Here is a 24,934-nt window from a genome sequence, read left to right on the forward strand (position 1 = left end):
TTTTACATGAAGATTGACGGACCGTATATACGAAATAGGAGTGATTTCTATGTCTGAACTTTTTTCCGTTCCATACTTTGTCGACAACTTGAAGCAGCACATCGCCATGAACCAAAATGAAGACAAGGTTCATGCGATGAATGCCTATTACCGCTCAGTAGTGTCAACGCTTGTTCAAGACCAGCTGACCAAAAATGCGGTTGTATTGAAGCGAATTCAGCATCTTGATGAAGCCTATCAAAAGGTGAAAAAAGAAAGCGAATGAACGAAAAAGAACACCCTTTTGTCAAGATGGCAAAGGGTGTTTATCATATGCAAAAAGCTTCTGATCCAGCCTCGATTTATACATCATTAAAAAGCCAGACCGCCCTACAGTATAGATGATAAAGGCAAACCATAGGCCATGATTGTGCCAAATGGGCGTGACTGCGGTTTGAACGACGATAAACAAAATCATCGCAAACAGCATCGAATTTCTAACAGGGGCAATTTCTGTTGCACCTGTAAATACGCCGTAAATGACCAATCCGAAACAAGCTGCAAATGGATAAAGAACAAGCCAGTCTGCATAGTGTAATGTCACATCAAGCAGCTGAGGGAGATTTGTAAACAAGCTCAATATCGGCTCTTTTAATAAAAAATAAACCGCCGCAATGACACATGCCATCACAAGTGCCCACTGCCTCGAAAGGGTTAAGGTTTTTTCATAAAGGGTGCGGTCATTTGCACCAACCGACCTGCCAACAAGGATGCTGGACGCATTGGCAAAACCATCGAACAAATAAGCCATGATGTAGTGAATTTGAAATAAGATGGCATTGGCTGCCAGCAGCTCTGTACCAAAAGAAGCACCTTTTGCCGTAAACATATTGATGACCACTAGCAGACAGATCGTCCTAATGAACAAATCTTTATTCACATGAAACATTTTCTTCACTGCCTGAGTATCCATGATTTTCTTGATGGAAGGCATCTGGAATCCGTTTGACGAATGCTTCAGGATAATCCATGCCCCTAACACAAAAGCGGTTAGTTCAGATATCAATGTTGCCGCCGCAACTCCTTTGACCGCAAACGAAAACACATGAACAAGCAGAAATGCGAGCGCCATATTCATAACATTGATCAAGATTTGTAATGAAAGAGCTTCTTTCATTTTAGCCATCCCCATCAGCCAGCCCAATATAACATAATTCATTAAAGTAAATGGCGCTCCCCAAATGCGAATATGAAAATAGTCTGCGGCAAATTGACGGACATCAGCATCAGGAGAGATCACTAGAAAAGCAGATTGAATGATCGGCCATTGCAGGGCAATAAAACAAAGTCCGACGATGATGGCGACGAAAAAAGGTCTTAGAAAAGCAAGAACGCCCTGCTCCTCATTCTGTGCACCGTTTGCCTGGGCGGCAAAAGCAGATGTACTTACCCGCAAAAAACCAAACAGCCAATATAATGTACTGAAAATGAGACTGCCAACCGCAACGCCTCCAATATAAGCGGGGTTTGCGAGCTGACCGACGACCGCTGTATCAACAGCTCCAAGTAATGGGGTGGTCATCGTTGAAATCGTTAATGGAATGGCCAAAGCTAAATACGCTCGATGGTTCACGATGCCACCTGCCTTTCATGAAAAATAGCCTCTTTCCTAAAAGAGGCGCAGATTGTCTGCAAAGGGGCTAAACTGGGGCTTTCGCTCTTTGCTTTTTACCGAATGCGACGCTTTGGCTGCACGCTGAGGCATTGATAAAATGAAGTTTTACCGAACCGGTCTGCCAATCGTTCGTGACAAAGGATGGTCTGCGAGCATTGCATCTCTCATTTTCCGCACCGCTTCCTCTTCTGATGAAAAGAAGTCATCCTTTGATTGAAATTGGGCAGCAAGCTCTCCTTGATCAAGAATCGCCAATTGATCACATAAGTGATAGGCTGCTGTTATATCATGTGTAATAAATAAGTAAGCCACACCCAGCTCCTTCTTTAATTCTACTAATAAATCTAAAATGACAGCCTGCGTCACCATGTCTAAGCTGCTGACAGATTCATCCAGTACAATGAGCTTTGGCTGGAGCAATAAGGCTCTAGCGATGTTGATCCTTTGCAGCTGGCCGCCGCTGAATTGGTGTGGATATTTAGACAAATCCTTTTCACCGAGCCCGACTCTTTCCAGCCAGTGAATCAATACATTTTTACGTTCCTTTCGGCTCATGGATTCGTAGTTTTCAAGCGGCTCAGATAAAATTTGTTCGACTGTCCATCTTGGATTTACCGCCGAATAGGAATCCTGAAACACCGCTTGCACATGCCGGCGAAAATGCTTACGTGTTTGCTGATCTGCATGATAGACATCCTGACCTTCAAAAAGCACCTGCCCAGCTCTTGGTTTCTCTAGACCAAGTATGATGCGGCCAAGTGTACTTTTCCCTGCGCCGCTTTGCCCTAGCAGCCCAAGGCAGGTGCCTTCTTCAATAGTTAAATCGACGCTTTTCAGGACAGGGGCTGCGCCTTTTTTTCTCATTAGAAACGACCGGTTCGTGTATGCATGACTGACTGCTTTCACTTCTAATAAATGCAAGGGCCTTCTCACCTCAAATCGGGCAAACAGCTGGAATCGATGGACGAGCTGCTAATAGTTTTTTTGTATAATCATGTTTTGGTTGTTCAAAAATCTCAAGAACTCCTGCCTTTTCAACAATTTCTCCTTGTTTCATGACGACAACTTGATCTGCCATTTCAGCAATGACACCAAGATCGTGGGTAATCAGTAAAATGGCCGTTCCATAGTCATGACGAATTTGGTTCAGATGCTGAAGGACCCGTTTCTGATTGTGTACATCTAATGCAGTTGTCGGCTCATCTGCAATGATGAGGGGCGGGTGCATACAGGCAGCCATGGCGATCATGACACGCTGCAGCATCCCTCCGCTTAATTCAAAAGGATACTTATTGAACAGCTGGTCTGGCTGCGGCAGATTCATTTTCGCTATCGCATCTATTGCCTGTGATCGTGCCTGCCTTTTACTGACAGCCGTATGCCGGCGGATCGTTTCAACCAGCTGATGGCCGATTGTCCATACCGGCGTAAAGCTGTTCATTGGATTTTGCATAATATACGAGATGTCTTTGCCCCGAATGGAACGCATATCCTTTTCACTTATACCGATCAATTCTCGTCCCTGTAATGTGATACTGCCAGTGACTTCCGTTGTTTTTCGATCAAGCATATGCAAGATCGACATACTTGTCACTGTTTTCCCGCAGCCGCTCTCACCAATTAATCCAAGGATTTGACCGCGCCCTATTTCAAACGAGACTTCTTGAATAAGAGGGGTTGTCCCTTGAGGTGTTTTCGTCTGCACATGCAGGTTCTCTACTTGTAAAATGGACTCTTGCACATTGATCATTCCTTTACACACGGCGTTTGATGCCATATTTCTCTGAAAGGGCTTCTCCTAGTAAATTAAACAGAACCACCACAGCCATGATCACAAGACCTGGGTACAGCATTAACTGAGGATTCGTTTGAATGTAAGATTTCCCTTCATGAATCATCGCTCCCCATTCAGGCATAGGAGGCTGAACCCCTAATCCGAGAAAAGACATCGCAGAAATGTCCATAATCGCCCAGCCCATTTCGAGTGTTCCAATGACTGCTAATGGCGGCAGGACATTGGGAATCATATGCTTTCTCATAATGTTCCAATGCGAGGTCCCACTAATTTTTGCAGCTGCAATAAAGTTCTGTTCTTTTAAACTCAGCACCATTCCTCGGAAGACGCGGGCATAATATACCCATTGCACAAGCATCAAAGCAAGTACGACTTGAGGGAGTCCCGGACCGAAGATGCCGACTAATCCAAGGATCAGCACCAGGTTGGGAAATGCCATGACGCCGTCACAGATTCTCATCAAAACATGATCGATCCAGCCGCCTTTGTATCCTGAAAAGAGGCCGACAATTAAACCAATGAATAACGAAGAAAGAAAGATTAATAACGCACAGCCGAGCGAAACACGCGCACCATATAAAATACGAGATAAATTGCACCGCCCTAATTGATCTGTTCCAAGAGGATACTCCCACGAAGATCCCTTTAGCTTCATTGCTAGATTGACAGCAGCCGGATCATGTGGAGCGATCCATGGTGCACATATTGTGACAATGAGCAGGAGACCGAGCAGCAAAGCGCAGATCGAGATCATCTTTTGATGAGCGATGAGATGTTTTACTTTTGTCATCATTGCTGGCGGCCTTCCTTTCTAGAAATACGGGGGTCTATGATCAGCTGAACTAAGTCAACGATCAAGCTGCTCACGATAAAAATACAGGCTGACATGAGGACATAAAATTGAATGACAGGCAGATCTCTGTTAAAGATCGCTTCAATAAAAAAGCGGCCAAACCCTGGCCATGAGAAAACGGCCTCTACAATAATGGTTCCGGTCAAGAGCTTGCCAAGGTTCACCCCAAGTCCGGTCAGCATCGGCGATATCGCAATTCTGAACACATGCTTGAACATGATCGATTGTTCCTTCAATCCTCTGATTCTCGCATATTGAACGAAAGGCTCTTGAAGCGCCTCACTCACACTTGACCGTAACAGCCTTGTATACGTAGCAATTAAAGGGACTGCAAGTGTGATCGAGGGCAGAATGAGATGCTCCCATGTTCCAATCCCTTCAACTGGTAAGAGGTCAAGTTTCACTGAAAAAAAGAAGATGAGCAAATACCCCAAGACAAACGTCGGGATAGATGCTCCTAAGAAAGAAATGAGCCGGCTCACATGATCAACGGCACCATTTTTCCTCATGCCGCTGAAAAAGCCGAGCGGAATGCTGACACAAATAGCGATCAGCAGACTGGTAAGCGCCAATTGAATTGTCGCCGGTATTCGATAAATCACCTCATCAACGACAGGCTGATTGGACATATACGACCGGCCGAAATCAAGGTGAATGACTTTTTCAATGGTATGAAGATACTGCATATAAAATGGCTCGTCTAAGCCGAATTCACTTCGTTTTTGCGCTAATATTTCATCTGTAGGCTGGATATGAGCCGCTGCTAAATATGCCTCAGCCGGGTCAACTGGCGAGAGGTGAATCATACCAGTTGTGAGCAGTGTGGCTAATAAAAATACAGGAATAATTGATAGCACTCGTTTGACGATATAGCGGCCCATTTCCTTACCTTCCTTCTGTTACTTCAGCTTAATGCCTGTGAAAGGATGTTCATCACGATTTGCTGGGAATTCAAAGTCCTTCACAGCTTTTTGATAAACGGCTGTCTTTTTAAAATAAGAGATTGGCACAATTGCCCCTTGATCCTGTAAAGAGGATAAGACAGACGAATACAGTGCTTTGCGTTTCTTTTCATTTGTTGTGGATGGAATTTCCGTCATTTCTTTGATCAGCTTTTCCTTATTTGGATAGGCTGAAATGGCTTCTTTGAATCCAAAACCATCTGATGAAAGAACGTTCATAAATGTATGCGGATCATACGGCGCTCCGTAGTTGCTAAAGAAGTTCATATCAAACTTATTGGCTTTAAAGCGTTGAACCTGTGTGGCCAAATCCACACCCTCAAGCTTGACGCCGACACCAACGGCTGCCCATTCTGCTTGCAGCGTTTCCGCCATCGCTTTTTGAATCGATTCCGCTGAGTCATACATCATACTAAACTCAAGCTTTTTCCCATCTTTTTCACGAACGGATTTTCCTTTTGGAAGTGTCCAGCCCGCTTCATCCAGCAATGCTTTGGCTTTGTCCACATCATATTTGAAAGACTTCACTTGAATGTGTGACGTATACGGCATGTTAGTCGGCAGGATGTGATCTGCTTCATCCTCTAAACCTGAGGTGACCCCTTCTACCATTGATTTTTTATTGAAGGCATATTGAAGGGCATGACGCACTTTCTCATCTGACAGCTGATCCACTTTTGTGTTCATAACAAGCTGTCTCGTTGCAACAGGCTCTGACATTTTCGTTTCATACTTGCCGCTTGCTTCCAGCTGTTTGTAAGAATCAAGGCTAATGGTTCCTTCTCCGTAAAGTAAATCCACATCACCTTTTTCAAAAGCCATAACTCTCGTTTCCGCATCTGGGATGACCTTTACCTTGATTTCTTTTACTTTTGGTTTTTCTCCCCAATAATGATCGTTTCGTTCGAAAATGGCATAATCATCTTTCTTATATGTTTTTAAAACCCAAGGGCCTGTCCCCACTGGTTTTTTAATTCCTTTTGACGTATCTCCGTTTTTAGGGAAGCCTGCTTCACCTAAGAAACGAACTGGACGGACAACGGCTAATTCTTGCACAGTTGGATAATATGGTGCTGTTAATGTGAGTTTAAATGTCTTTTTATCAACGGCTTCTGTCTTTTTGATTTTCTTAATGACACCTAACCAGCTATGTAAATCTTTATTTTTTAAAATTGTATCGAAGTTCTTTTTGACAATGTCCGCATTAAATTCAGAGCCGTCTGAGAAAGTCACTCCGTCTCTTAAATGGAACGTATACACCTTGCCATCCTTTGAAACATCCCATGATTTCGCTAATTCAGGTTTCAGCTTACCATTCTTTTGATAGCTGACCAATGGCTCATAAATCATTGATTGCGCAAATAATTGTGATGGGTTGTATACGTGTGGATTCATTTCACCAATATCTCTTGGCCACGCCATTGTGATCATATCAGGATGATCCTTATTGCCTTCTGCTCCATTGTTTGTTTGAGAGCATCCTACTAGTAAAAAGAAAATAAGCAGGAATGGTAATACTGAATTTATTTTAATTTTCGGAAAATTTCTCCAAATAGACATAAGTTGCTCCTCCTAATTGATGCTGATAATCATTTTCATTTTAAGGAGGAAGGAAGCCGTTGTCAATATCATATTTGAAACGAAATGACAATACTTATTCCGATTTATTCCATAAATTGAGGAATTTGATAGAAAGAGAGGCAGGCTGCTTACGAATGAGCAGCCTGTGAAGAGGTAAATGTTTTTTCTCGCAGCATGTCATGGAGTATATGGATGATACGTTCCTGATCTGCATCTGTCATGCTCGTTCCAGACGGAAGACAAAGCCCCCGCTCAAATAACAGCTCAGATACAGGAGTGCCTTTTTCCGCAGTATAAAAAGGGCAATGGCGAAAGAGCGGCTGCTGGTGCAGCGGCTTCCATACATGCCTTGCTTCGATTTGTTCTTTTTCTAAAGCACCAATGATATCTGCTGGAGACAATTGTGTGTCACGATCAATGGTCAATGCCGTCAGCCAGCGGTTGGATTTCGTTTCTTGATATTCTGGCATCAAATGAACACCCTCTACTTCTGATAAAGCGTCCTGATAACGCTGGAAAATGCGGCGCTTTTGTTCAACACGCTCGTCCAGCACTTCCATTTGAGCAATCCCGACCCCTGCTAAGAGGTTGCTCATGCGATAGTTGTATCCCATCTCTTGATGCTCATAGTGCACCGCTTGTTCTCTAGCCTGTGAAGCAAGAAAGCGGCATCGTTCAATCGCAGCTTCATCATCACTCACAAGCATTCCGCCCCCTGATGTTGTAATGATTTTATTTCCATTAAAAGAATAGATACCGAACCTGCCCATTGAGCCGCTTTTTCTTCCTTTATAAAGCGCACCTAACGATTCAGCGGCATCCTCAATGACTGGTACATTATATGCTTCACACAGAGCCATGATCTCGTCCATTTTTGCACTTTGCCCATATAAATGGACAACGATGACCGCACGAGGTTTTTTCCCAAGACGTTTTGATTCAACTAAGGCTTTCTCTAAAGCAAGCGGGCACATATTCCATGTCTCCCTTTCAGAATCAATAAAAACGGGCTCTGCTTGTTCATATAAAATCGGATTTGCCGTTGCAACAAACGTGAGGGTGGAACAAAAGACAATGTCTCCTTTTTGCACACCTATCAGCTTTAAAGCAAGGTGAATCGCTGCTGTTCCTGAGGATAAAGCCGCTCCTGTCTTCACTCCTGCATAGTCCGCCACTGCCTGTTCAAATTCATTCACAAGCGGTCCAAGCGGCGCAATCCAGTTGCTCTTGAAAGCTTCCTCTATTTTGAAAGTCTCTTTTCCGCTCATATGCGGAGGGGATAAGTAAATTCGCTTCCTTTCTTTCATCACTTCCCACCTTCTCTCCGATCTTTGATTTCTATTGCAGGAATTCCTACAGCGACCTTCTGATCATGTATATCTCTTGTCACTGCCGCTCCAGCGCCAATGACCGTCCAGCTTCCGATCGTTATACCCGGTGTCACCACGGCACCAGCCCCAATATGGGCACCTTCCCGCACGGATACACCGCCAGTCAGCACCGCGCCTGGTGACAGGTGCACAAACGATTCGAGTATGCAGTCATGTTCTACGATAGACCCTGTATTGATAATCGTATGCTCACCGATGGCTGCATCTGCTTGAACCACTGCCCTTGCCATCACAACAGTCCCCCTTCCAATGACAGATGACGGACTCATGACCGCCTCTGGGTGAATGAGTGTGGCATATGCTGTGTCTTCAAATGAGAGGCGTTCCTTCATGAGCTGTCTGATCTCATTTTGTCCGATCGCAATCAGCCATTTCATATGAGGCATTGTCTCTCTCAGCTGCTCACTCATGGAGATCGGTCCATACAAAATCCCGCTTTGAGTGATCGCCTCTTCAAAATGATCATCTAATACCGCATATAATGAGTAATCGGCATGTGCAAAAATGAGATCTTGAATGACTTTGCTATGTCCTCCGGCCCCAATTAAACCAATGGTTTGCTTCTTACATATCGGTTCCTTTAAATTTTTCAGCTGTGGCATGATCCGGCTGCTGCACCCCCTCTGTTTTCATGACTTTCAGCAAGGTCATCCATAAAATTTTCATATCGAGCCAAAACGATTGATGCTCGACATACCAAAGGTCATAGGTGAATTTCTCCTCCCAGGAAAGCGTGTTCCGGCCGTTCACCTGTGCCCATCCTGTTATGCCGGGCTTCACAAGATGACGCCTTGCTTGTTCTTCTGTATACATAGGCAAATACTCCATTAAAAGCGGTCTTGGCCCGACAAGACTAAGCTCTCCTTTGAGTACATTGACAAGCTGCGGCAATTCATCAAGACTAAGCTTTCGAATCAAGGCACCGGTTTTTGTTAATCGCAGATGATCTGGCAGCAGCACCCCATGTTCATCGCGTTCATCGGTCATCGTCCGAAATTTATATAGCATAAAAGGCCGGCCATACAAACCAGGCCGCTTCTGCCGAAACACCACAGGCGTTCCAATTTTCCATCTAATCAGTCCATAGATGAGAAGAAAAAGAAGACTGCCTGCGATGAGCAGCGTCAATGCCACCATCACATCTATCATTCTTTTCATCATTGCATCTCCTTTTCATATTAGCGGGAGACCGCATGTTTTACCTTACGCATCAGCTGCATCCGCTCTCGTTTCGTTCCTGCAAACAGATACAAGTAGCCCATATAGAGAATGAAACAAAGCCCTCCAATACAAAACAGCTCCCACCATGAAGTCACGTTATATACCGCCTGAATCCCCGCACAGATGCCCCAAATAAATAGCCCTCCAGCAAGTGGAACCAGTGTATGCTTGTAAAAGATAGTGCGTTTCTGATTCGTGATCCTGGCCGTATAAAATGGCAGAAACACAATATTTTTAATCAATAAAACCATTGCCCCCGCTGATGCAATGCCATATAAACCAAGCTGTAGCATATGAGTCAATCCATAGGCAAAAAGCACATTAGACACACCTAATATAAGGGTGACAACTGCAGGAACTTTCAATCGATTAAACACGGTCGGCACATATGTGAGCGGCAAAAACATCAAGGTCAAACATAAATAAGCCGCATGAATCATGAGAAGCCATTTCAGCTCCTCAAAAGCAGGCCCAAGCCATAAAAGCATGAGCGGACCAGCGAGACCTCCTAGAAGTGCGGCTGGGAACGCAACAAATAAGCCGCTCCACTTAATGGCGTTTGCAGCATATTGAATGAGTCCCTCTTTGTCCTGATTCGAATAAAATTTCGTGATCGTTGGTGCAAACACAACGGCCAATGTCCCTGCCAGTGTGCGTAATAATAATGGAAACTGTAAAATTGCCGCATATTGGCCCGTCGCTTCCGCTCCAATGAGCAAGTTGGTCATCAATAAATCAATTTGTAAAAACAGCAATATCCCCATTTGCTCAAATGAATGCCAGACCCCTGATCGAACAAGAGTGAGACTAGACGATAATGAGACGTGCCGCCACTTAAACGAAAACCAAGGGATGAGTTTCTTAAAATAATAGATACCGATTCCCATAGCCGCTAAGCTTCCTATGACGGCCGCAAGCGGGATATGCCAAATGGCTGGTGTCGTCCATGTAAACAGGATGACAATCATCAGCGCCCTCAAAAACATTTGAATCGCCTGTCCAATACTTGATACATAGAGCTTATTCGCATAAAACGGAGCAGCCCCAATGCCAGACATGACGAAATTGAGCATAAATAAAAGACCCCCTAAAATAAAGGCGGTCTGTGTGTCTTTTGCGAGATGAACAGGTACATGAAGCCATTCAACCAGCTGATGAGACACGAAAAGACAAAGCAAAAAGAGACTAATAGATAGTAAAAACGAACTGACGAAATAGGAAGCGAGATAGCGCTGCGCCTTCTCCATCTCTCCTTTATGAGCCGCCACAGAAAAAAATCGCACAACAACCGCACTTAACGAAGCCGTAATGACCGATAAATAGTTGATCATATTTTGCGTCAGATGGATTAAGCCGAATGCTTCCACTCCAAGTGTATGAACAATATAAGGTGTTAAACAAACAGACATAAGCATCATCAGGACAAACGTGATTAAGTTCGCACTGGCATTATAAAGAAACGCTCGATTCATTGTGCTTTCACGCAGCGTTTAAGAGCCCTCATCCAGCTTCCTCTCCCTTTTGACCGCTTGTTTTCATCAGCTGATGAATAGCCTCTTTCACAGCGGCCTCATTTGGTTCTTTTAAAAGGGTCATAAACGGAAGGTGAGCCGCCCACTCAAATCCCTCCATCACCTTATGATCAAACGATCTAAGGACAACACACGGTGTATGAGTGATCGCACAAAAGATCATGCCATGCAGACGATCTGTCACGACGACCTGCGCTTGTTTTAACTCCGTCCACAAAGACGTTAACTCCTCTAAGCGAGTTGTTCGATCGACTCGTCTGCCAATTGTCGTTGTGATCAAACCGACTTGATCATATGTCTCTTGGATATGCTGCTGCAGCTGCTGGCGCTCCTCCTTTGTGAGATATGCTTCTTGATCCTCACGCAGACAAAGCAGAACCCCTTCACGTGTTTCATCCTTTGATGATTCATCTAATGACAGCACCATATCAGGCTGTTTCCACACATTTTGATCAGGAAAATGCTGCTTCATCCATTCATAGGTTGTTTGATCTCTTGCCATGAGGAGCAGTCTTGGATGCTGACTATACGTGTGAATGGCACGGCGTTCCTCTCGTTTCCCTCTCTTTGTTTCTGTAAAATGTACAGTAGCAGGCAGCTGGATCATGGGATAGGACTTGAAGGTCTTGATGATAAATTGTCTCGTCCATTCTTCGTACCGGTATAAATCCCCCATATTGCCCCCACCGATCATACAGACGATGTCTTCTGGATGCCGGCTGCGCTTTAGCGGACGGGCAAGGCGATAGATCTCTTTCATGTCCACTTCTATGATGTCATAGGCTGGAAAGTGTTTCTTTAAAAAACAATAACTCGCATAGGCAATCGCATGATCCCCTAAATTATCATGGCCCGGCAGCAGCGTGAGAATGATTTTCTTCTGATGACTCAGCTCTGGCAGCCTTTGGCGGCTCAGTTTATACTCAAGCGGATATTTGACCTTTAAGAGCAGCCACTCTGCGGTTTTTGCCTTCAATTGCTGCACTGTCAATCCCATCACCCCTATTTCCTTGTCTGATATTCGATCCATTTTTGATAGCTAGAAGCCGCGGCAGAAAGCGGATAAACCAATCGGCACTTAGCAAGAAATAAAATCATTCGCTTTCGTACTGTGAGCTTCGATGGTTCCACTTGTTTGACGGCATGCTGAAAAGCATCATGTGTGACCATTTCACGCATGTGATCAAGCTTTTCCTTAATAGAGAGATCATTTTGGCTCTTCCATTCGTTGAGCATACAATGAAGCGTATGATTGACGATAAAAAAGTCTAATGCCTTCTCATACAGAGAGATGTCATCATGCTCTTTTAAAAAAGAGCGCTGTGCATGATAAAAGGTCAGTCCATGATGAAAATACTGCTTCTGATATCGCTGTACAATAGATGACAGATGAACCCTGTAATAATAAAGAGGCTCATGAACAAAAGCGATACTGCGTGCTAAAGAAAAACAGCGCAGCGTCACATATTGATCTTCAATGTTCTCTAGCTCACCCCGCAGCGGAAATCGAATGTGGTGATTTTCCATAAAGGCACGCCGATACAGCTTATTCCATGAGAATCCAGTCAAGTCTCCGTGTAATAACGCTTTGATTACATCCGTTTTTTCGGCTGAGCGCTTGTCTAACAGCGTCGTTGCTATCGTTCGCTTTGACTGTTCAAATTGAATCCAATACTCGCTCACAACAAGATCTGCCCCGGTCATTTCGGCTTTTTCATACATAGCTTCACAGTAATGAGGAACGAGAATATCATCTGAATCCACAAAGGCGAGATACGTCCCTTTCGCTTCCTCGATGCCCCGGTTTCTCACAGCGCCTAACCCTTGATTGGATTGATGGATTACCCGGAAACGCTCATCACGCTCAGCAAATGCTTCAAGCCATTCACCGCTGCGGTCGGTCGATCCATCATTGATAAGAATGACTTCTATATCGGAAAAACTTTGATCTGCAATTGATTGAAGACATTGCTCCACATATTGACTCGTATTGTAAACTGCGACCAATAGACTGATAGCTGGCATTACAGCATGCCCCACCTTTCTTCAAATCTACTTATTAAATATCGTTCTATACGGCAAAACCGAGGAATCGAACGGCATCAGCATGATGCTGTACAGAATATAGCAAACAGCAATCCCTACATACATAAACACATTAGACCGCTGATCAAAAATGCGTGTGAAATATGGCAGTAAAATGAGCTGATACAAGCCAAAATAAATATGAAATCTTGCATAAATGACATCCTTCGTTGCAAGGATGCCAAACAAGAAACCAAGCAAACAAAAATTCACAATGTAATCACTCTCAGGCGTCAGCTCACGAAGTCGTTTTCGATAAAAGAAAGCAAGCAGAAGCGGCAAAATCAAGACACCGATTTTTGTCACATTCATTCCATTCGTATTCGTTGTGAGCCATTCCTCGTAATGACCATATGAACTGCCTTGCAGCATCACGACAAACACTGAGACAAAACGGTCATAAAGCGCGGTTAAGCCTAAGAACACCAGGCATAAGACCAGCATCATCCAAGACCAAGCCTTTGTTCTCACAATAAAATACACAGGAATCATGATGAGAGCGGATGAATGAAACAATGAACATACAAGGACGAGCGGAAAATACAATTTCCACTGACCATTGATCACCAACCGAATGGCATAAAAAAGAATCGCTGCCACCATATACTGGCGCATCCCATTAAATGACGCATAATAATGAAAGGTCCCAAGAAAAAGCAGCATACTCAGCTCAAATGGACGGCCATATTGAATAAGCGTCTTGATGATAAAAAAATAAGTAATGGCTCCGACTGAGATATACATGATTTGCGGATCATGAGACAGTTGATTAAGCATCCATAAAATAAACGTAAACCCCGGATCCGTTGCGGCCTTATCCACACCGAAGCCGAATATATGCCAAGGCTTTTCGTAGTTGATGGAGAACTCATACATCTGGCCATATGTGACAAAATCGGTTCCTACTTTATACCGAATACCAGCTACGATACAAAGAAACAGAAACGGAAAAAACACCAGAAGCTGATTAGGCCGCCATCCGCTTTGAATGGTATCATCACGCCTGCCGTAAAATGCGGCAAAGCTCGACCATAAATAGACCATGATCATGTTCACCAAATAAACCGCCATCTGCCCTTCCTTCCTTACAGTCCATATAGATTCATCACACGTGTAATATTCTGTTTCACATCAAATCCTCTTTGTTCAAGCTGAGAGGTAATCATCTCTTGAAGAGGAGGTTCTGCATGATATGCTTCAAGCACCGCCTGCATCCATTCATGCGCGGAATCTCGCAGGGACATCCTTTTCACAAGCCCGCAGCCTAAATCTACTTCCTCTGTAATATGATCTGAAATCACACAAGGCAGACCAGACGCCTGTGCTTCCACTAATACAAGCGGAAGACCTTCAAACAAGGAAGGCATCACAAATACATCAAATGCTTTCATATATTGTGGAACGTCTGATACGACGCCTGTAAAGACAATGTCCTCCATCAAGCCTGCCTTCTCTGCATACGATTCGACTACTTGCTTCAGCGGTCCATCTCCTACGAGAACAAGCTGAAATGAAACCCCTTGCTTCTTTAAGGTCTGTGCCAGCTCCATAAAAAAAACATGATTTTTTTGCTCATGGAACCGCCCAATATGACCGATGACCATGTTTTTTTCGCGAAGATGGAGCTGCTTTTTCATCTCTGCCTTTTCGTCTGGATCAGGCTGAAAAAAAAGGGATAAATCTATCCCATTTGGAAGCACCTCAACTTGCCCGTTCTGCATTTTTTTCTGTCCAAATAAAAAGACACCGGCATCCTCGCCGCATGCAACAAGCTGTGTAGAGAATGCAAAAATCAGCTGGCGAAATCCTTTGAGCATCATATGATCCAGCCAGTTTGGCGACTGCTTCCACGCTGTATTATGTGAATGGCAAATGCGCACCTTTACACCCGCTAGTTTTGCAGCAAGTGCGGAAAAACCCGTCTGAAAATCCGTATGTGCATGCACTGCCTGATAGGGCCCTGTTTGCCTAATTGTCTTGGTCAATGTTTTCACAAAAGCAACCGGAGAGGACGCCCCAATACTTGGGACGTAAAAGATGCGCCCCCCAAGCCGGCGAATTTCCTCATCATAATCACAGACGTCCTGCCGGTGAGTAATGAAATCAAATTGAAGGACATTCCTGTCGAGTGCACGATAGATGTTCATAATCATCGTTTCAGCTCCGCCGCGGTTCATTCCGCCCACAATATGAAGCACGCGCTTTGGCTCACTCATCTTGAACCGCCCTCCTCTTCAGCATAGACGCCGCCAGCTTCCGGCGATGATAAAGCTTCATGATCTTCGGTGACAAGCAGGCACGGACTACCGGCTTTAAAGCAAATAAATAGTCAAGCGGCGACAGCTTTAATAGCCAGCATGCTTTCAAAACGAGCCAGGCATTATCCATCGAATATCGAAACTTTCGCCGCTGAAAGGCCGCTTCATCCTCTCTCACCAGATATAACGGCTCTTGTAAATTAAAGCCTTTCCTCCCAGCAGCAAAAAAGCGGATCCAAAGATCGATATCTTCCATCCGCCTTGTTGTTTTTACAGAACGATAGCCTTGTAAAGCCTTGTAAGCAGAAGCCCTCATCATAATGGTCCCATGACAAAAAGGAGTACCTCTTGCCAACACCTTCCGATCAGGCTCTGAAACAAGTGCCCGCACACCCTTTTTTCCCGTTTCATCAAAAACCGTCATCGCCGTACCGACCACATCATATTCAGGATATGTATCGAGGAAATGAACCTGTTTTTCTAAACGAACAGGCACTGATAGATCGTCGCCATCCTGCCTTGCAATCAACTCTCCCCTCGCTTCAGCCAGGCAGCGATTGAGACTGGCAGCGAGTCTTTGATTTTGTTGATTACGGATCAGGCGAATTTTTTCAGGATGTCGTTTTGTATAAGACAGCACTTTCTCATAAGTGCCATCTGTTGATGCGTCATCACATATGATGAGCTCCCAGTTTTCATATGTTTGATGAAGAATAGATTCAATGCTTTCTTCTACTGTCTCTTGGCAATTGTAGACGCCCATGATCATAGACACCTTTGGTTTATGCATGCTGTATCACCTTCTCTGCTTGATCCATATAGATTGTATAAATTTCTTCCATTGCACTGACCGTCTGCTCCTGTGCAAATGCATGAGCCATAGAACGTCCCGCTTTTCCCATGAGGGGCAGCTGATCTTTTTTGTCGTAGAGCTGCTGCAAGTAATCAGCTAAACTATTCACATCTTGCGGTTTAACTAAAAAACCATTGACGCCATGTTTGACAAGCTCACAATGTCCTCTATTCTCCGTTGCAACCACAGGTTTTTCTGCCGACATCGCTTCAAGCAGGTTCATGCCGAGCCCTTCTCTCAAGCTGACGGAAACACATACATCGCTCATATGCATCCATTCCTCCATTTGTTTGCAAAACCCAGCAAAGTGGACATGATTTTCAAGATGGAGCTGGCGGGTAAGCTTTTCATAGTTCGGCCTCATTGTCCCTTCCCCGGCAAATACGATCTTTATATTTGGTATTTTCCTAGACAGCTGTGCACATGCTTTGATGAGCATCCCTTGATTTTTATTCGTATTTAATTCACCAGCACACAGCACGATAAAATCTTCCGAGGAAAAGCCATAGGCTGCGCGAAGGCTCTGCTTCTCTTTTTCATCGACAGGTGCGAACCGCTTCATATCCACACCCATACCGGGCACATAATAAACAGATGTCCGCTCTTTTGATAGACGGTCGGCTCTTTTAAAATCTTCTCCATTAATGGTGATCAGAGCGTCTGTATAGCGGGCGAGAAATCTCTCTATTGGATAATAGAGCAGCCAGTTTTGAAGCGGCGCCCCCTGCCAAAAGTGAAAGCCATGTGCCGTGTAAAGAACCTTCGTTCCTTTTTTGCGCGTACCTTTGGCTGCGAGCCTGCCAATGACACTTCCCATTGGTGTGTGGCAATGGATGAAATCATAGTGCTCTTTCGCTAACAGCTTCTTCAGTTCTACATACGCAAGCCGGTTGCGTACATGAAAAGGAGAACGCTGAATCGGAATCAAGTGAGCTTGATTCACATAGGGCAGCTTCAGCTGGCCGTTTGCCGCTGTATGCACTTCCCATCCTTGTTCCTGAAACCACCGGAAATACGGAAGATGAAAGGCCTTAAAGTGATAATCAACCGTTGCGCAAAACAAGACTTTTTTCTTCATTGGCAAGCGCTTCCTCCTCTCGTGTCATCTGATCGGACAACATATCATGCGACTCAATGGCAGCAAATAATGCTTGTCTCATCTGCTCTTCACTCATCATGTCAAATTCATGGATAAAACGGTTCAGCACATATGGGTCACCATCCAGCGAATGGCCGATGTGAATTTTCGGGAAGATTTGCTCCTGTGCTTTTTCATGCTGGTTGAGTAATTCCTCGTACATTTTCTCTCCAGGACGAATGCCTGTGAAAGTGATTGGAATCTGGTCTGTGGTGTAGCCTGAGAGGTGAATGAGGTTTTCTGCGAGGTCCACGATTTTCACTGGCTCCCCCATATCTAAAACAAAAATCTGTCTTCCTTCTGCCAGTGCACCTGCCTGAATCACAAGCCTTGATGCTTCTGGGATGGTCATAAAATATCTTGTCATGGCTGGGTGCGTGACCGTCACCGGCCCGCCTTGCTCGATTTGTTTCTTAAAAATAGGGATGACGCTCCCTCTGCTTCCGAGTACATTTCCAAATCGAACGGCAACAAATTTTGTTTCGCTGCTTGCCCCCATTTGCATGATCAGCATTTCAGCAAACCGCTTTGTGGCTCCCATCACATTGGCAGGGTTGACCGCTTTGTCAGATGAGATGAGGACGAATGTTTCAATGCCGTGCTCGTGTGCGGCTTCTGCGACATTTTTTGTCCCGATAATATTGTTTTTCACAGCTTCTTTCGGACTAATCTCCATGAGCGGAACATGCTTATGTGCCGCAGCATGATAAATCATATCCGGCTGAAATTGACCAACGATTTCACTCATTTTCTGTTTATCTTGAATATCCGCAATTTGTGGATAGAGTCTGATGCTGCCTCCATATAATTCTTTCAGCTCTAGTAAAATAGAATGAATGCTAAATTCTCCATGTCCCACAAGTACAATCGCTTGAGGAGCAAACACACAAATTTGACGGCAGATTTCTGATCCAATTGATCCGCCTGCCCCTGTGACCATGATTGTTTTTCCCTTTAAATGAGCAGATAGACGGCTCGTATCTAATTGAATCGGTTCTCTCCCTAGTAAATCCTCTGGCTGTACATCCCGTAATTGATTCAGCGCATGGGTTCCTTTTAAAATCTGCTCCATTTCCGGCATGATCTGTGTTTTGACTCCGGTCGCGACACATTCCTTATACAGCCCTTTTAAGGTGTGGCTGCTTTTGGACGGAATGGCGATGATAATCTTCTGAATATCCATCATGACGACAGCTGTTTGAATTTGTTCTTTTCCTCCTATGACAGGCAGACCCATAATTTCAAGCCTATGCTTCGTCTTGTCATCATCGATGAAGGCGACTGGCTCAATATGTACATCACTCGATTGCTGAAGCTGACGAACGAGCATGGTCCCCGCTGATCCGGCGCCAATAATTAAGGCCCGCTCCTTTTCTGCCTGAAGCCGTTTTGCCCCGTCATGAAATAGCCTAGAAGCCATACGAGATGCACCGATGAATAAGATATGAAAAAGCCACACGATGAATAAAAACCGAAATGGCCATGTCTGCACGAAAAGGTACAGCATCGTCATCGAAAATAAAAAAGAACACACAAATGTCTTCATTAAAGAAAATAGCTCTCTTACTCCTGTATAAGCCCATACTTGCTTGTACACATGAAATATGCAGGCAAATAAATGGTGCCCAATGAGCAGACTGAGTGAAGAAATGGCGAGCATTTCAAATGTATAAACGGTTAAAGCCGCCTCTTGGACAAATTGAAAACCAAAAAAGACGGCAACTAAGATGAGATATGAATCTAGTGCTACGATGATTGATAATCTTTGGGCGTAAGTCAACGCTCCTCCCCCTTTTTATAGCATCACTATTCTTACGTAACATGGGCATCAAACCCGTCCTCACATCCCACTACTGATGACGAGCATCTAAGGCACGTTTATGCCCACAGCAGGATCGAGTGCCTCCATTGTTAAAGATTAGGAGACATCACCTATCAATCTTTTTAATACATATACAGCCTGCCCTTTTTCTCTTTCTTGCCATTTAGCATAGCTCCGAGCAGTTTACTTGTTGTTCCTTCTAATACTTCTTTTGATTTCTTCACAGCAGCAATCTTTGTTTTGCCGCTTAAGACAACGAGAATGCTCCCATCCGTCCGGTTCGCCAAGATCTTTGCATCTGCAACTGGCAGAAGCGGCGTGGAATCAACAATCACCATGTCATATTGCTGTTCAATCTCATAAAATAACTGCTTCATTACAGAAGAGGAGAGCAGCTCAGCTGGATTCGGCGGAATGGTTCCGCTCGGAAGCAGCTCTAAATGCTCAATCGGTGTCGGTAAAATGGCTTCTTCCAAGCTGCAATTATTTAATAGCACATTCGTCAAACCGGTATGATGACTCAAGTCAAAATATTCATGGACGGCCGGCTTTCGCAAATCAGCATCCATGAGCAGCACCCGCTTGTTCTGCTGTGCAAAAACAGCTGCTAAGTTTGCAGCCGTAAATGATTTCCCTTCCTTCGGTAAGGAGGAGGTCACTAATATCGATTTCAGCCTTGTTTGGATCGATGTGAATTCGATGTTTGTTCGGATCGTACGGAATTGTTCCGCAATGACAGAGTGAGGATTTAATACAGAAATACAGGATAAATCTCTCTTTTCTCTTTTCTTCCTCTTAAAGATCAATGTTCTGTCCTCCCGTTATGACGGACTGCTTGTCTTTTTTGGCCCTCCTGTCTGCCTGCATCTGATAGACACTGCCAAGCGACGGCAATCCGATCTCTTCTCTTATTTGATGTGTTCGTTTTACAGTATCATCGAGTAAATTCATTAAGAAAATGAGTGTCATGCCCCCTAATAAAGAGGCGCCTAGTGCCAGAACGATATGAACGAACTTCCTTGAATTCATCAGAATCGTGTTGGACAGCTTGGCTTCAGACAAAACATTAATGCGATCCATATTCATTGTTTTTTTGATTTCTTCTTGCAGCACCTCTGTTGCGGTATTCGCAATGGCGACTGCCTTCGCGCGATCCTCATCTTGTACAGAAATATTGATGACCTCTGACTCATTTTCTGTACTTGTGGCAATTTTGTGTTTTAGTCCTTCTGCTGATTCTGTGAGATGGAGTGTTTCTTTTACTTTTTCAATGACGATTGGGCTTTTTAATAAAACTTGAAAGGTACGTGTATATTGAAGGTTCATCTGAATATCGTTTAAATCTGCTTGTGCGTCATTGCTGCGTTTATGAACAAGAATTTGAGTGGTTGCCTGATATACAGGAGTCGAGACATAGAACTGATAATAGGCTGAAATGCCCGTTACGATCAGGACAATCAGGATCAGAAGGGCCATTTTCTCTTTAATGACAGAAAACAGCTGCTTAAAACCTATATTCTCATTCATAGATACCTCCCGATTTCATCATAAAAAGGTTATATATGGTTTCTTTTTGTTAATGATTGGATTATAAAAGATAATACCCGCAAAGAAAAATGTCATAATAGGTCTTATAGTTCTTTTTAAAGAACGAAATCGTTCGTTTTCTTTTGTTTACTTCCTGATTCTTACGTTTTTGAATTTTATAAAGAACAATTTATTTCTTATAATGAACGAAAAGGTCGCAGAACTATTCGCCGGGGAGAAGGGAGATCATTGATCGAATGATAGGCAAGGTGATACGCATTTACCGAAAGAGAAAAGGATACTCGATTCAGCAGCTGGCTGAGGATGCTCATGTCTCTAAGTCATATTTGAGCAAAATTGAGCGTGGTGTCCACAGAAATCCATCTGTCCAGTTCTTAAAAAAGGTATCCTCTTCATTAGAGATCGATTTACAAGAGCTGTTTGATGCAGAGACGATGATGTTTCATTACGCTGAGGGTAGTGAACACGAATGGCGGGAGCATATTGTGAGTGCCTTCCAATCAGGCATGCCTAAAGAAGAGCTCTATCAGCTGCTCCAAACGTACCGAAAGGAGCAGGAAGAAAAGTCGTTACATGTCACCCATAGAAAGCTGACCGATTCAAATATCGCAGAGTGGAAGCGTCTAATGAGTGAAGCGAAGGCAATTGGTTTAAGCATTGAGGAAGTAAAAGCTTTCCTCAACAACATGGGAGAACGCCGGGCGTAAGCCTTTCAGGAAGAATGATTGCGGGGAGAGGCGTTTGACGCTTCGATGAAAAAGAGCCTTTGATTCATGAAAGGCTCTTTCTTCTGTTATTCTTCTTTTTTTGTTCGTGCTTTTTTCGTTATATCATTGTTTTTCCAATAGGCCCATAGTGATGTAATTCCCAGAAAGGCCAGTGTGATGAATTGCTGAACGCCTTCTTCATCAATAGGAATTGGGCTTTTTCCCGCAGCAGTTAGCGCACTGTTAACAAGCGCCAGTAAAAGCAGTACAAGCCTTGCAATTGTACCTGCACTAATTTTTTGAACCTCCAACTGTAACCCTCCCTTTCCTCTTCTCACGGGCGGTATTGCTCGTTCTCTCTCATATGTATGCATCAGCCGAATGAATAGAAGAACGAATCAAAAAAGGAGACATCATTCCTATATGCGGAATGATGCCTGATTTCATTTGCTATTTATTTAGAAAACATCTCTTTTGCTTCATCCAATGCCATTTTATTGCCTAGAGCTGAGTAATCGAGCCAAGGCTGATCGGCAATCGGATAGACTTGGTTTTTCTTCACTGCTTTTAGACCCTTCCAAATCGGAGTCTTTTCTAATTGCTTGAATGCCTGCTGCGCTTTATCATCACGGTTGACAACGACAAAGATCGCATCAGCATCATAATCAGGAAGAACCTCTTGAGAAATCACTTCAAATGGGCGCTTGCTGTCCAGCTTTTTCACACCATCGACAGGTGTCAGGCCTAAATCCTCGTATAAAATAGGACCCATTGGGCGCTTCATGCTAAATACGCGAAGCTCCTTTGCTGTCACACGGATCGCCATGACTTTTCCGTTTCCAATCTTTTTCTTGATGAGCGATTTGACCTCTTTTGCTTCTTGATTGTAATTCTTAATATATTGATCCGCTTCTTTTTCTTTATTGACGTGTTTGGCGATTTTTTTCAAATGATCCCGCCATGTGCCATCATTTAAATTAAACACTTCTGTTTTGGCGATCTTCTTATATTTCGATAAGTCTTGTCCGGCTAATTCTTCATCAACATAAATGACATCTGGTTGTAACGCAAGCAGTGATTCCATATCTGGATCAGATGCAATGCCGAGCTTTTTCGTCTGACTCAGCTGCTTTTTCGCATGTGGAAGGAAATCTTTTAAGTCTCCTCCTACAACAGAGCCCGCCGGTTTGATACCGAGTGCTAACAAGTCATTTGTTAAATGAATAGACAAGGAAGCAATCTTTGGTGTGCCATTGGTCTTTTCATTTGTTGTATTTTTTGTTTCCTGTTGTCCGCAAGCGGCAAGCAGCAAGAAACAGAGCGTTAATCCAATTACTAGTAGTTTTTTCATGATGAGTTCCTCTTTCATATTTATTTCGTTTTAGTTAATAAATAGAGAAAATACGGGGCACCGATAAAGGCCACGACCACACCCGCCGGTATGGCATTTGGAGCAAAGATGGAACGTCCGATTGTATCGGCACTGACCAAAATCAACAAGCCAAGCAGCGCACTAACTGGTAAAAAATACTGATGCAGTGAACCGACAAGCCTCCTAGCCAAATGCGGGGCGACGAGGCCAATAAAGCCAATACCACCTGTCATTGAAACACTTGCACTCGCGAGGCCTACCGCTAAAGTCAAGAGGAGAAGACGTTTACGCTGGACACGTACACCTACACTTGAGGCGACAGCATCTCCTAATGTCAATGCATTGAGCGTGTTCGTCTGCATCAGCGTAAGCGGCACAAGGCATACAATCCAAGGCAGAAGCGCCAGCACATGAATCCAGTCTCTCCCCCATACATTGCCCACAAGCCACCTTGAAGCAAACGTGTATGTATCTTCATCCAGCTTCAATGACAAATATAAGGTGAGTGCACTAAATCCCGCAGCAACCGCAATGCCAACTAAGATCAGCCGGATAGGAACAAGCCCTTCATGCCGGTCATATGCAAGAAGCACGATGACAGCTGCCGCAAGCAGTCCGCCGCCAAACGTAAAGAGCGGAATAAGAAGAGACGGATTGCCTTCAAGTGCGTGAAAATATGTCACAAACACAATTAAGCCAAAGGCTGCCCCTGCATTCAATCCAATAATCCCAGGATCGGCCAGCGGGTTACGGGATAAGCTCTGCAAAATGCCGCCAGCAATGCCAAGACCAATACCAGCTAACATCGTCACCACAATTCGAGGCAGACGATAGTCAAACAGCACCGTTTCACTTTGAAAATCTCCAAAGCCAAATAACGTCTTGACGACCATGACAGGGCTTAGTTTCAGCGTACCGGTATTTAAACTATACAGCACAACAGCCGCACTCAGGCAAAGCAAAACGAGTGTCACGACAAGAGCACGCTGTTTCTCTCTCATGACAGGTTCCTCCCTTCTTTTCTGGCAATGTATAAGAAGAAAGGAACACCAACAAGTGCCACCATCACGCCAATGGCAAGTTCTCTTGGTGGATTGACTGTACGGCTGGCAAGGTCTGCAAAGACAAGCAGCATTGCGCCTAGTATCGCTGACATCGGAATGACGAAACGATAGTCTACACCAACAAGCTTTCGTGCAATATGGGGGATGACAAGACCGACAAACCCAATCGATCCGACTGCTGAAACAGAAACCCCTGCTAATAACACAGCAGCAGTCATTCCTAGTATTCGCACTTGCCGTGTTTTCACCCCTAAATTTGCCGCTGTATCTTCACCGAGCGATAGTAAGGAAAGTGACCGGCCTAATAGCATTGCCCATACGATCACAATCAGAATAACCGGGGCGAGAATCGTCAGCTGCGGCCATTTCACACCAGCTACCCCGCCTGCATACCAAAAAGCCAGATCCTGACTCAGGTCAAAATAAATCGCGATCCCAGAGCTGAGCGCATGAAGCAATGCCGCTACAACCGCCCCTGCCACAGTGAGGCGCAGCGGTGTCAATACGCCGCCAGCCGCACCAATCGCAAAGATCAGCAGCGTACTGAGCACAGCACCAATAAAGGAAAAAAACATCAGTGCCGAATAAGGTATTCCTGGAAAAAAAGCAAAACAGAGAGCGACCACAAACATCGCACCTCCATTAATGCCCAAAATCCCCGCATCTGCCAGTGGATTTCTTGTGATGCCCTGCATAAGAGCACCCGCTACGGCAAACGCCGCTCCCACTAGAGCTGCCCCTAAAACACGAGGGAGTCTTAATTCATGGATGATCTGCTGCTCTGTCACATTTGACTGGTAGTCAAATACAGCTGTCCAAACCGTTTGCAGAGACAATGTTTTTGCACCGTATGACACAGCAAAAAACATGGCAGCCGCTAAACCAATAACGGCGAGAAAAAATATCAAAAAGAACAGAATATGTGATGATCGTTTTTGTTGAGGTGTTCGCTTATCCTGCAAAATCGGTGTCATCCTTTTCTTCATTAAAAGTCAGTTTGAAAATGAGAATCATAATCAACAAAATTATAGCCGCCAGTCTCTAAAAAATCAATGTACACCCTATTTTTTAATTAATGAAGGTATGTGCGGAGCAGAG

25 protein-coding genes are annotated in these 24,934 nt (G+C 44.3%); 2 read left to right on the top strand and 23 right to left on the bottom strand.

The genetic code is table 11. The annotated features are described in order from the left end of the window. Positions 1-49 precede the first annotated feature (49 nt). Positions 50-265: a protein YvfG gene (gene yvfG / locus MHH61_RS05630; RefSeq protein WP_024423509.1), complete on the top strand. Its 216-nt coding sequence runs from the start codon at positions 50-52 to the stop codon at positions 263-265. A gap of 21 nt (positions 266-286) precedes the next feature. On the opposite strand, the gene MHH61_RS05635 is transcribed toward yvfG, so the two are convergent. The 19 genes from MHH61_RS05635 to MHH61_RS05725 form a co-directional block, all read right to left on the bottom strand. Continuing rightward, positions 287-1,612: an MATE family efflux transporter gene (locus MHH61_RS05635; protein WP_024426080.1), complete on the bottom strand. Its 1,326-nt coding sequence runs from the start codon at positions 1,610-1,612 to the stop codon at positions 287-289. A 147-nt stretch (positions 1,613-1,759) separates the two neighbouring features. Beyond that, positions 1,760-2,575, bottom strand: coding sequence for a nickel import ATP-binding protein NikE (gene nikE, locus MHH61_RS05640; RefSeq protein ID WP_125586041.1), 816 nt, complete (start codon positions 2,573-2,575; stop codon positions 1,760-1,762). A gap of 13 nt (positions 2,576-2,588) precedes the next feature. Next, the gene (nikD, locus tag MHH61_RS05645; protein WP_169510654.1) at positions 2,589-3,404 is read right to left on the bottom strand and encodes a nickel import ATP-binding protein NikD; all 816 of its coding nucleotides are present in this window, start codon (positions 3,402-3,404) and stop codon (positions 2,589-2,591) included. 4 nt (positions 3,405-3,408) lie between these two features. Continuing rightward, on the bottom strand, positions 3,409-4,242 hold the full coding sequence (gene nikC / locus MHH61_RS05650; RefSeq protein ID WP_056765758.1) for a nickel ABC transporter permease subunit NikC: 834 nt from the start codon (positions 4,240-4,242) through the stop codon (positions 3,409-3,411). Further along, positions 4,239-5,183 (bottom strand): nickel ABC transporter permease subunit NikB, encoded by a 945-nt coding sequence (gene nikB, locus MHH61_RS05655; RefSeq protein ID WP_095409600.1) that lies wholly within the window; start codon positions 5,181-5,183, stop codon positions 4,239-4,241. Before nikB ends, nikC begins: the two co-directional genes overlap by 4 nt. A gap of 18 nt (positions 5,184-5,201) precedes the next feature. Then, a complete protein-coding gene (gene nikA, locus MHH61_RS05660) occupies positions 5,202-6,824 on the bottom strand; it encodes a nickel ABC transporter substrate-binding protein (protein ID WP_098677541.1) in 1,623 nt (540 codons plus the stop codon). Positions 6,825-6,973: 149 nt separating this feature from the next. Then, complete coding sequence (locus MHH61_RS05665; protein WP_125586037.1) at positions 6,974-8,152, bottom strand: DegT/DnrJ/EryC1/StrS aminotransferase family protein; 1,179 nt, start codon at positions 8,150-8,152, stop codon at positions 6,974-6,976. Beyond that, positions 8,152-8,838: an acetyltransferase gene (locus tag MHH61_RS05670; protein ID WP_125586035.1), complete on the bottom strand. Its 687-nt coding sequence runs from the start codon at positions 8,836-8,838 to the stop codon at positions 8,152-8,154. Before MHH61_RS05670 ends, MHH61_RS05665 begins: the two co-directional genes overlap by 1 nt. Further along, entirely contained in the window at positions 8,801-9,394 is a 594-nt protein-coding gene (locus MHH61_RS05675; RefSeq protein WP_029707401.1) for a sugar transferase, read from the bottom strand. The genes MHH61_RS05670 and MHH61_RS05675 overlap by 38 nt, the downstream gene beginning before the upstream one ends. A gap of 20 nt (positions 9,395-9,414) precedes the next feature. Further along, on the bottom strand, positions 9,415-10,929 hold the full coding sequence (locus tag MHH61_RS05680; protein ID WP_073207486.1) for an MATE family efflux transporter: 1,515 nt from the start codon (positions 10,927-10,929) through the stop codon (positions 9,415-9,417). A gap of 28 nt (positions 10,930-10,957) precedes the next feature. Next, complete coding sequence (locus MHH61_RS05685; RefSeq protein ID WP_241218541.1) at positions 10,958-11,980, bottom strand: polysaccharide pyruvyl transferase family protein; 1,023 nt, start codon at positions 11,978-11,980, stop codon at positions 10,958-10,960. Positions 11,981-11,991: 11 nt separating this feature from the next. After that, positions 11,992-13,014 (bottom strand): glycosyltransferase, encoded by a 1,023-nt coding sequence (locus tag MHH61_RS05690; protein WP_024426090.1) that lies wholly within the window; start codon positions 13,012-13,014, stop codon positions 11,992-11,994. A 27-nt stretch (positions 13,015-13,041) separates the two neighbouring features. Then, complete coding sequence (locus MHH61_RS05695; RefSeq protein ID WP_125586031.1) at positions 13,042-14,145, bottom strand: EpsG family protein; 1,104 nt, start codon at positions 14,143-14,145, stop codon at positions 13,042-13,044. Between the two features lie 14 nt (positions 14,146-14,159). Then, entirely contained in the window at positions 14,160-15,290 is a 1,131-nt protein-coding gene (locus MHH61_RS05700) for a glycosyltransferase family 1 protein (RefSeq protein ID WP_125586029.1), read from the bottom strand. Further along, positions 15,283-16,122 (bottom strand): glycosyltransferase, encoded by an 840-nt coding sequence (locus MHH61_RS05705; RefSeq protein ID WP_125586027.1) that lies wholly within the window; start codon positions 16,120-16,122, stop codon positions 15,283-15,285. Before MHH61_RS05705 ends, MHH61_RS05700 begins: the two co-directional genes overlap by 8 nt. Continuing rightward, the gene (locus MHH61_RS05710; RefSeq protein WP_125586025.1) at positions 16,115-17,263 is read right to left on the bottom strand and encodes a glycosyltransferase family 4 protein; all 1,149 of its coding nucleotides are present in this window, start codon (positions 17,261-17,263) and stop codon (positions 16,115-16,117) included. The genes MHH61_RS05705 and MHH61_RS05710 overlap by 8 nt, the downstream gene beginning before the upstream one ends. After that, the gene (locus MHH61_RS05715) at positions 17,229-19,103 is read right to left on the bottom strand and encodes a nucleoside-diphosphate sugar epimerase/dehydratase (RefSeq protein WP_125586023.1); all 1,875 of its coding nucleotides are present in this window, start codon (positions 19,101-19,103) and stop codon (positions 17,229-17,231) included. Before MHH61_RS05715 ends, MHH61_RS05710 begins: the two co-directional genes overlap by 35 nt. A gap of 164 nt (positions 19,104-19,267) precedes the next feature. Further along, positions 19,268-19,951 (bottom strand): CpsD/CapB family tyrosine-protein kinase, encoded by a 684-nt coding sequence (locus tag MHH61_RS05720; RefSeq protein WP_024423527.1) that lies wholly within the window; start codon positions 19,949-19,951, stop codon positions 19,268-19,270. Further along, positions 19,941-20,672, bottom strand: a complete 732-nt coding sequence (locus MHH61_RS05725) for a YveK family protein (protein ID WP_024423528.1) — start codon at positions 20,670-20,672, stop codon at positions 19,941-19,943. Before MHH61_RS05725 ends, MHH61_RS05720 begins: the two co-directional genes overlap by 11 nt. Positions 20,673-20,929: 257 nt before the next feature. Between MHH61_RS05725 and slrR the strand changes: the two genes are divergently transcribed. Further along, entirely contained in the window at positions 20,930-21,400 is a 471-nt protein-coding gene (gene slrR, locus MHH61_RS05730; protein ID WP_125586021.1) for an HTH-type transcriptional regulator SlrR, read from the top strand. 86 nt (positions 21,401-21,486) lie between these two features. On the opposite strand, the gene MHH61_RS05735 is transcribed toward slrR, so the two are convergent. The 4 genes from MHH61_RS05735 to MHH61_RS05750 form a co-directional block, all read right to left on the bottom strand. Continuing rightward, positions 21,487-21,711 (bottom strand): phage holin, encoded by a 225-nt coding sequence (locus MHH61_RS05735; RefSeq protein WP_024423530.1) that lies wholly within the window; start codon positions 21,709-21,711, stop codon positions 21,487-21,489. Between the two features lie 143 nt (positions 21,712-21,854). Further along, on the bottom strand, positions 21,855-22,754 hold the full coding sequence (locus tag MHH61_RS05740; protein WP_169510663.1) for an iron-hydroxamate ABC transporter substrate-binding protein: 900 nt from the start codon (positions 22,752-22,754) through the stop codon (positions 21,855-21,857). A gap of 17 nt (positions 22,755-22,771) precedes the next feature. After that, positions 22,772-23,773 carry an iron ABC transporter permease gene (locus MHH61_RS05745; protein WP_024423532.1) on the bottom strand — a complete coding sequence of 334 codons (1,002 nt, stop codon included), beginning with the start codon at positions 23,771-23,773 and terminating at the stop codon, positions 22,772-22,774. Continuing rightward, positions 23,770-24,798 carry an iron ABC transporter permease gene (locus MHH61_RS05750; protein WP_025094018.1) on the bottom strand — a complete coding sequence of 343 codons (1,029 nt, stop codon included), beginning with the start codon at positions 24,796-24,798 and terminating at the stop codon, positions 23,770-23,772. Before MHH61_RS05750 ends, MHH61_RS05745 begins: the two co-directional genes overlap by 4 nt. Positions 24,799-24,934: the final 136 nt, after the last annotated feature.

Source organism: Bacillus sp. FSL K6-3154 (assembly GCF_040869395.1).
Taxonomy (GTDB): Bacteria; Bacillota; Bacilli; order Bacillales; family Bacillaceae; genus Bacillus; species Bacillus safensis.

Coding starts and splice junctions, on each gene's coding strand:
- slrR (WP_125586021.1), top strand. CDS start 20,930: ATGATAGGCAAGGTGATACGCATTTACCGAAAGAGAAAAGGATACTCG.
- MHH61_RS05725 (WP_024423528.1), bottom strand. CDS start 20,672: ATGAATGAGAATATAGGTTTTAAGCAGCTGTTTTCTGTCATTAAAGAG.
- MHH61_RS05675 (WP_029707401.1), bottom strand. CDS start 9,394: ATGAAAAGAATGATAGATGTGATGGTGGCATTGACGCTGCTCATCGCA.
- MHH61_RS05695 (WP_125586031.1), bottom strand. CDS start 14,145: ATGGCGGTTTATTTGGTGAACATGATCATGGTCTATTTATGGTCGAGC.
- yvfG (WP_024423509.1), top strand. CDS start 50: ATGTCTGAACTTTTTTCCGTTCCATACTTTGTCGACAACTTGAAGCAG.
- nikC (WP_056765758.1), bottom strand. CDS start 4,242: ATGATGACAAAAGTAAAACATCTCATCGCTCATCAAAAGATGATCTCG.
- MHH61_RS05670 (WP_125586035.1), bottom strand. CDS start 8,838: ATGCCACAGCTGAAAAATTTAAAGGAACCGATATGTAAGAAGCAAACC.
- nikA (WP_098677541.1), bottom strand. CDS start 6,824: ATGTCTATTTGGAGAAATTTTCCGAAAATTAAAATAAATTCAGTATTA.
- MHH61_RS05705 (WP_125586027.1), bottom strand. CDS start 16,122: ATGCATAAACCAAAGGTGTCTATGATCATGGGCGTCTACAATTGCCAA.
- nikD (WP_169510654.1), bottom strand. CDS start 3,404: ATGATCAATGTGCAAGAGTCCATTTTACAAGTAGAGAACCTGCATGTG.
- MHH61_RS05690 (WP_024426090.1), bottom strand. CDS start 13,014: ATGCCAGCTATCAGTCTATTGGTCGCAGTTTACAATACGAGTCAATAT.
- MHH61_RS05745 (WP_024423532.1), bottom strand. CDS start 23,773: ATGAGAGAGAAACAGCGTGCTCTTGTCGTGACACTCGTTTTGCTTTGC.
- MHH61_RS05665 (WP_125586037.1), bottom strand. CDS start 8,152: ATGAAAGAAAGGAAGCGAATTTACTTATCCCCTCCGCATATGAGCGGA.
- MHH61_RS05700 (WP_125586029.1), bottom strand. CDS start 15,290: ATGAGTGAGCCAAAGCGCGTGCTTCATATTGTGGGCGGAATGAACCGC.
- MHH61_RS05680 (WP_073207486.1), bottom strand. CDS start 10,929: ATGAATCGAGCGTTTCTTTATAATGCCAGTGCGAACTTAATCACGTTT.
- MHH61_RS05710 (WP_125586025.1), bottom strand. CDS start 17,263: ATGAAGAAAAAAGTCTTGTTTTGCGCAACGGTTGATTATCACTTTAAG.
- nikB (WP_095409600.1), bottom strand. CDS start 5,183: ATGGGCCGCTATATCGTCAAACGAGTGCTATCAATTATTCCTGTATTT.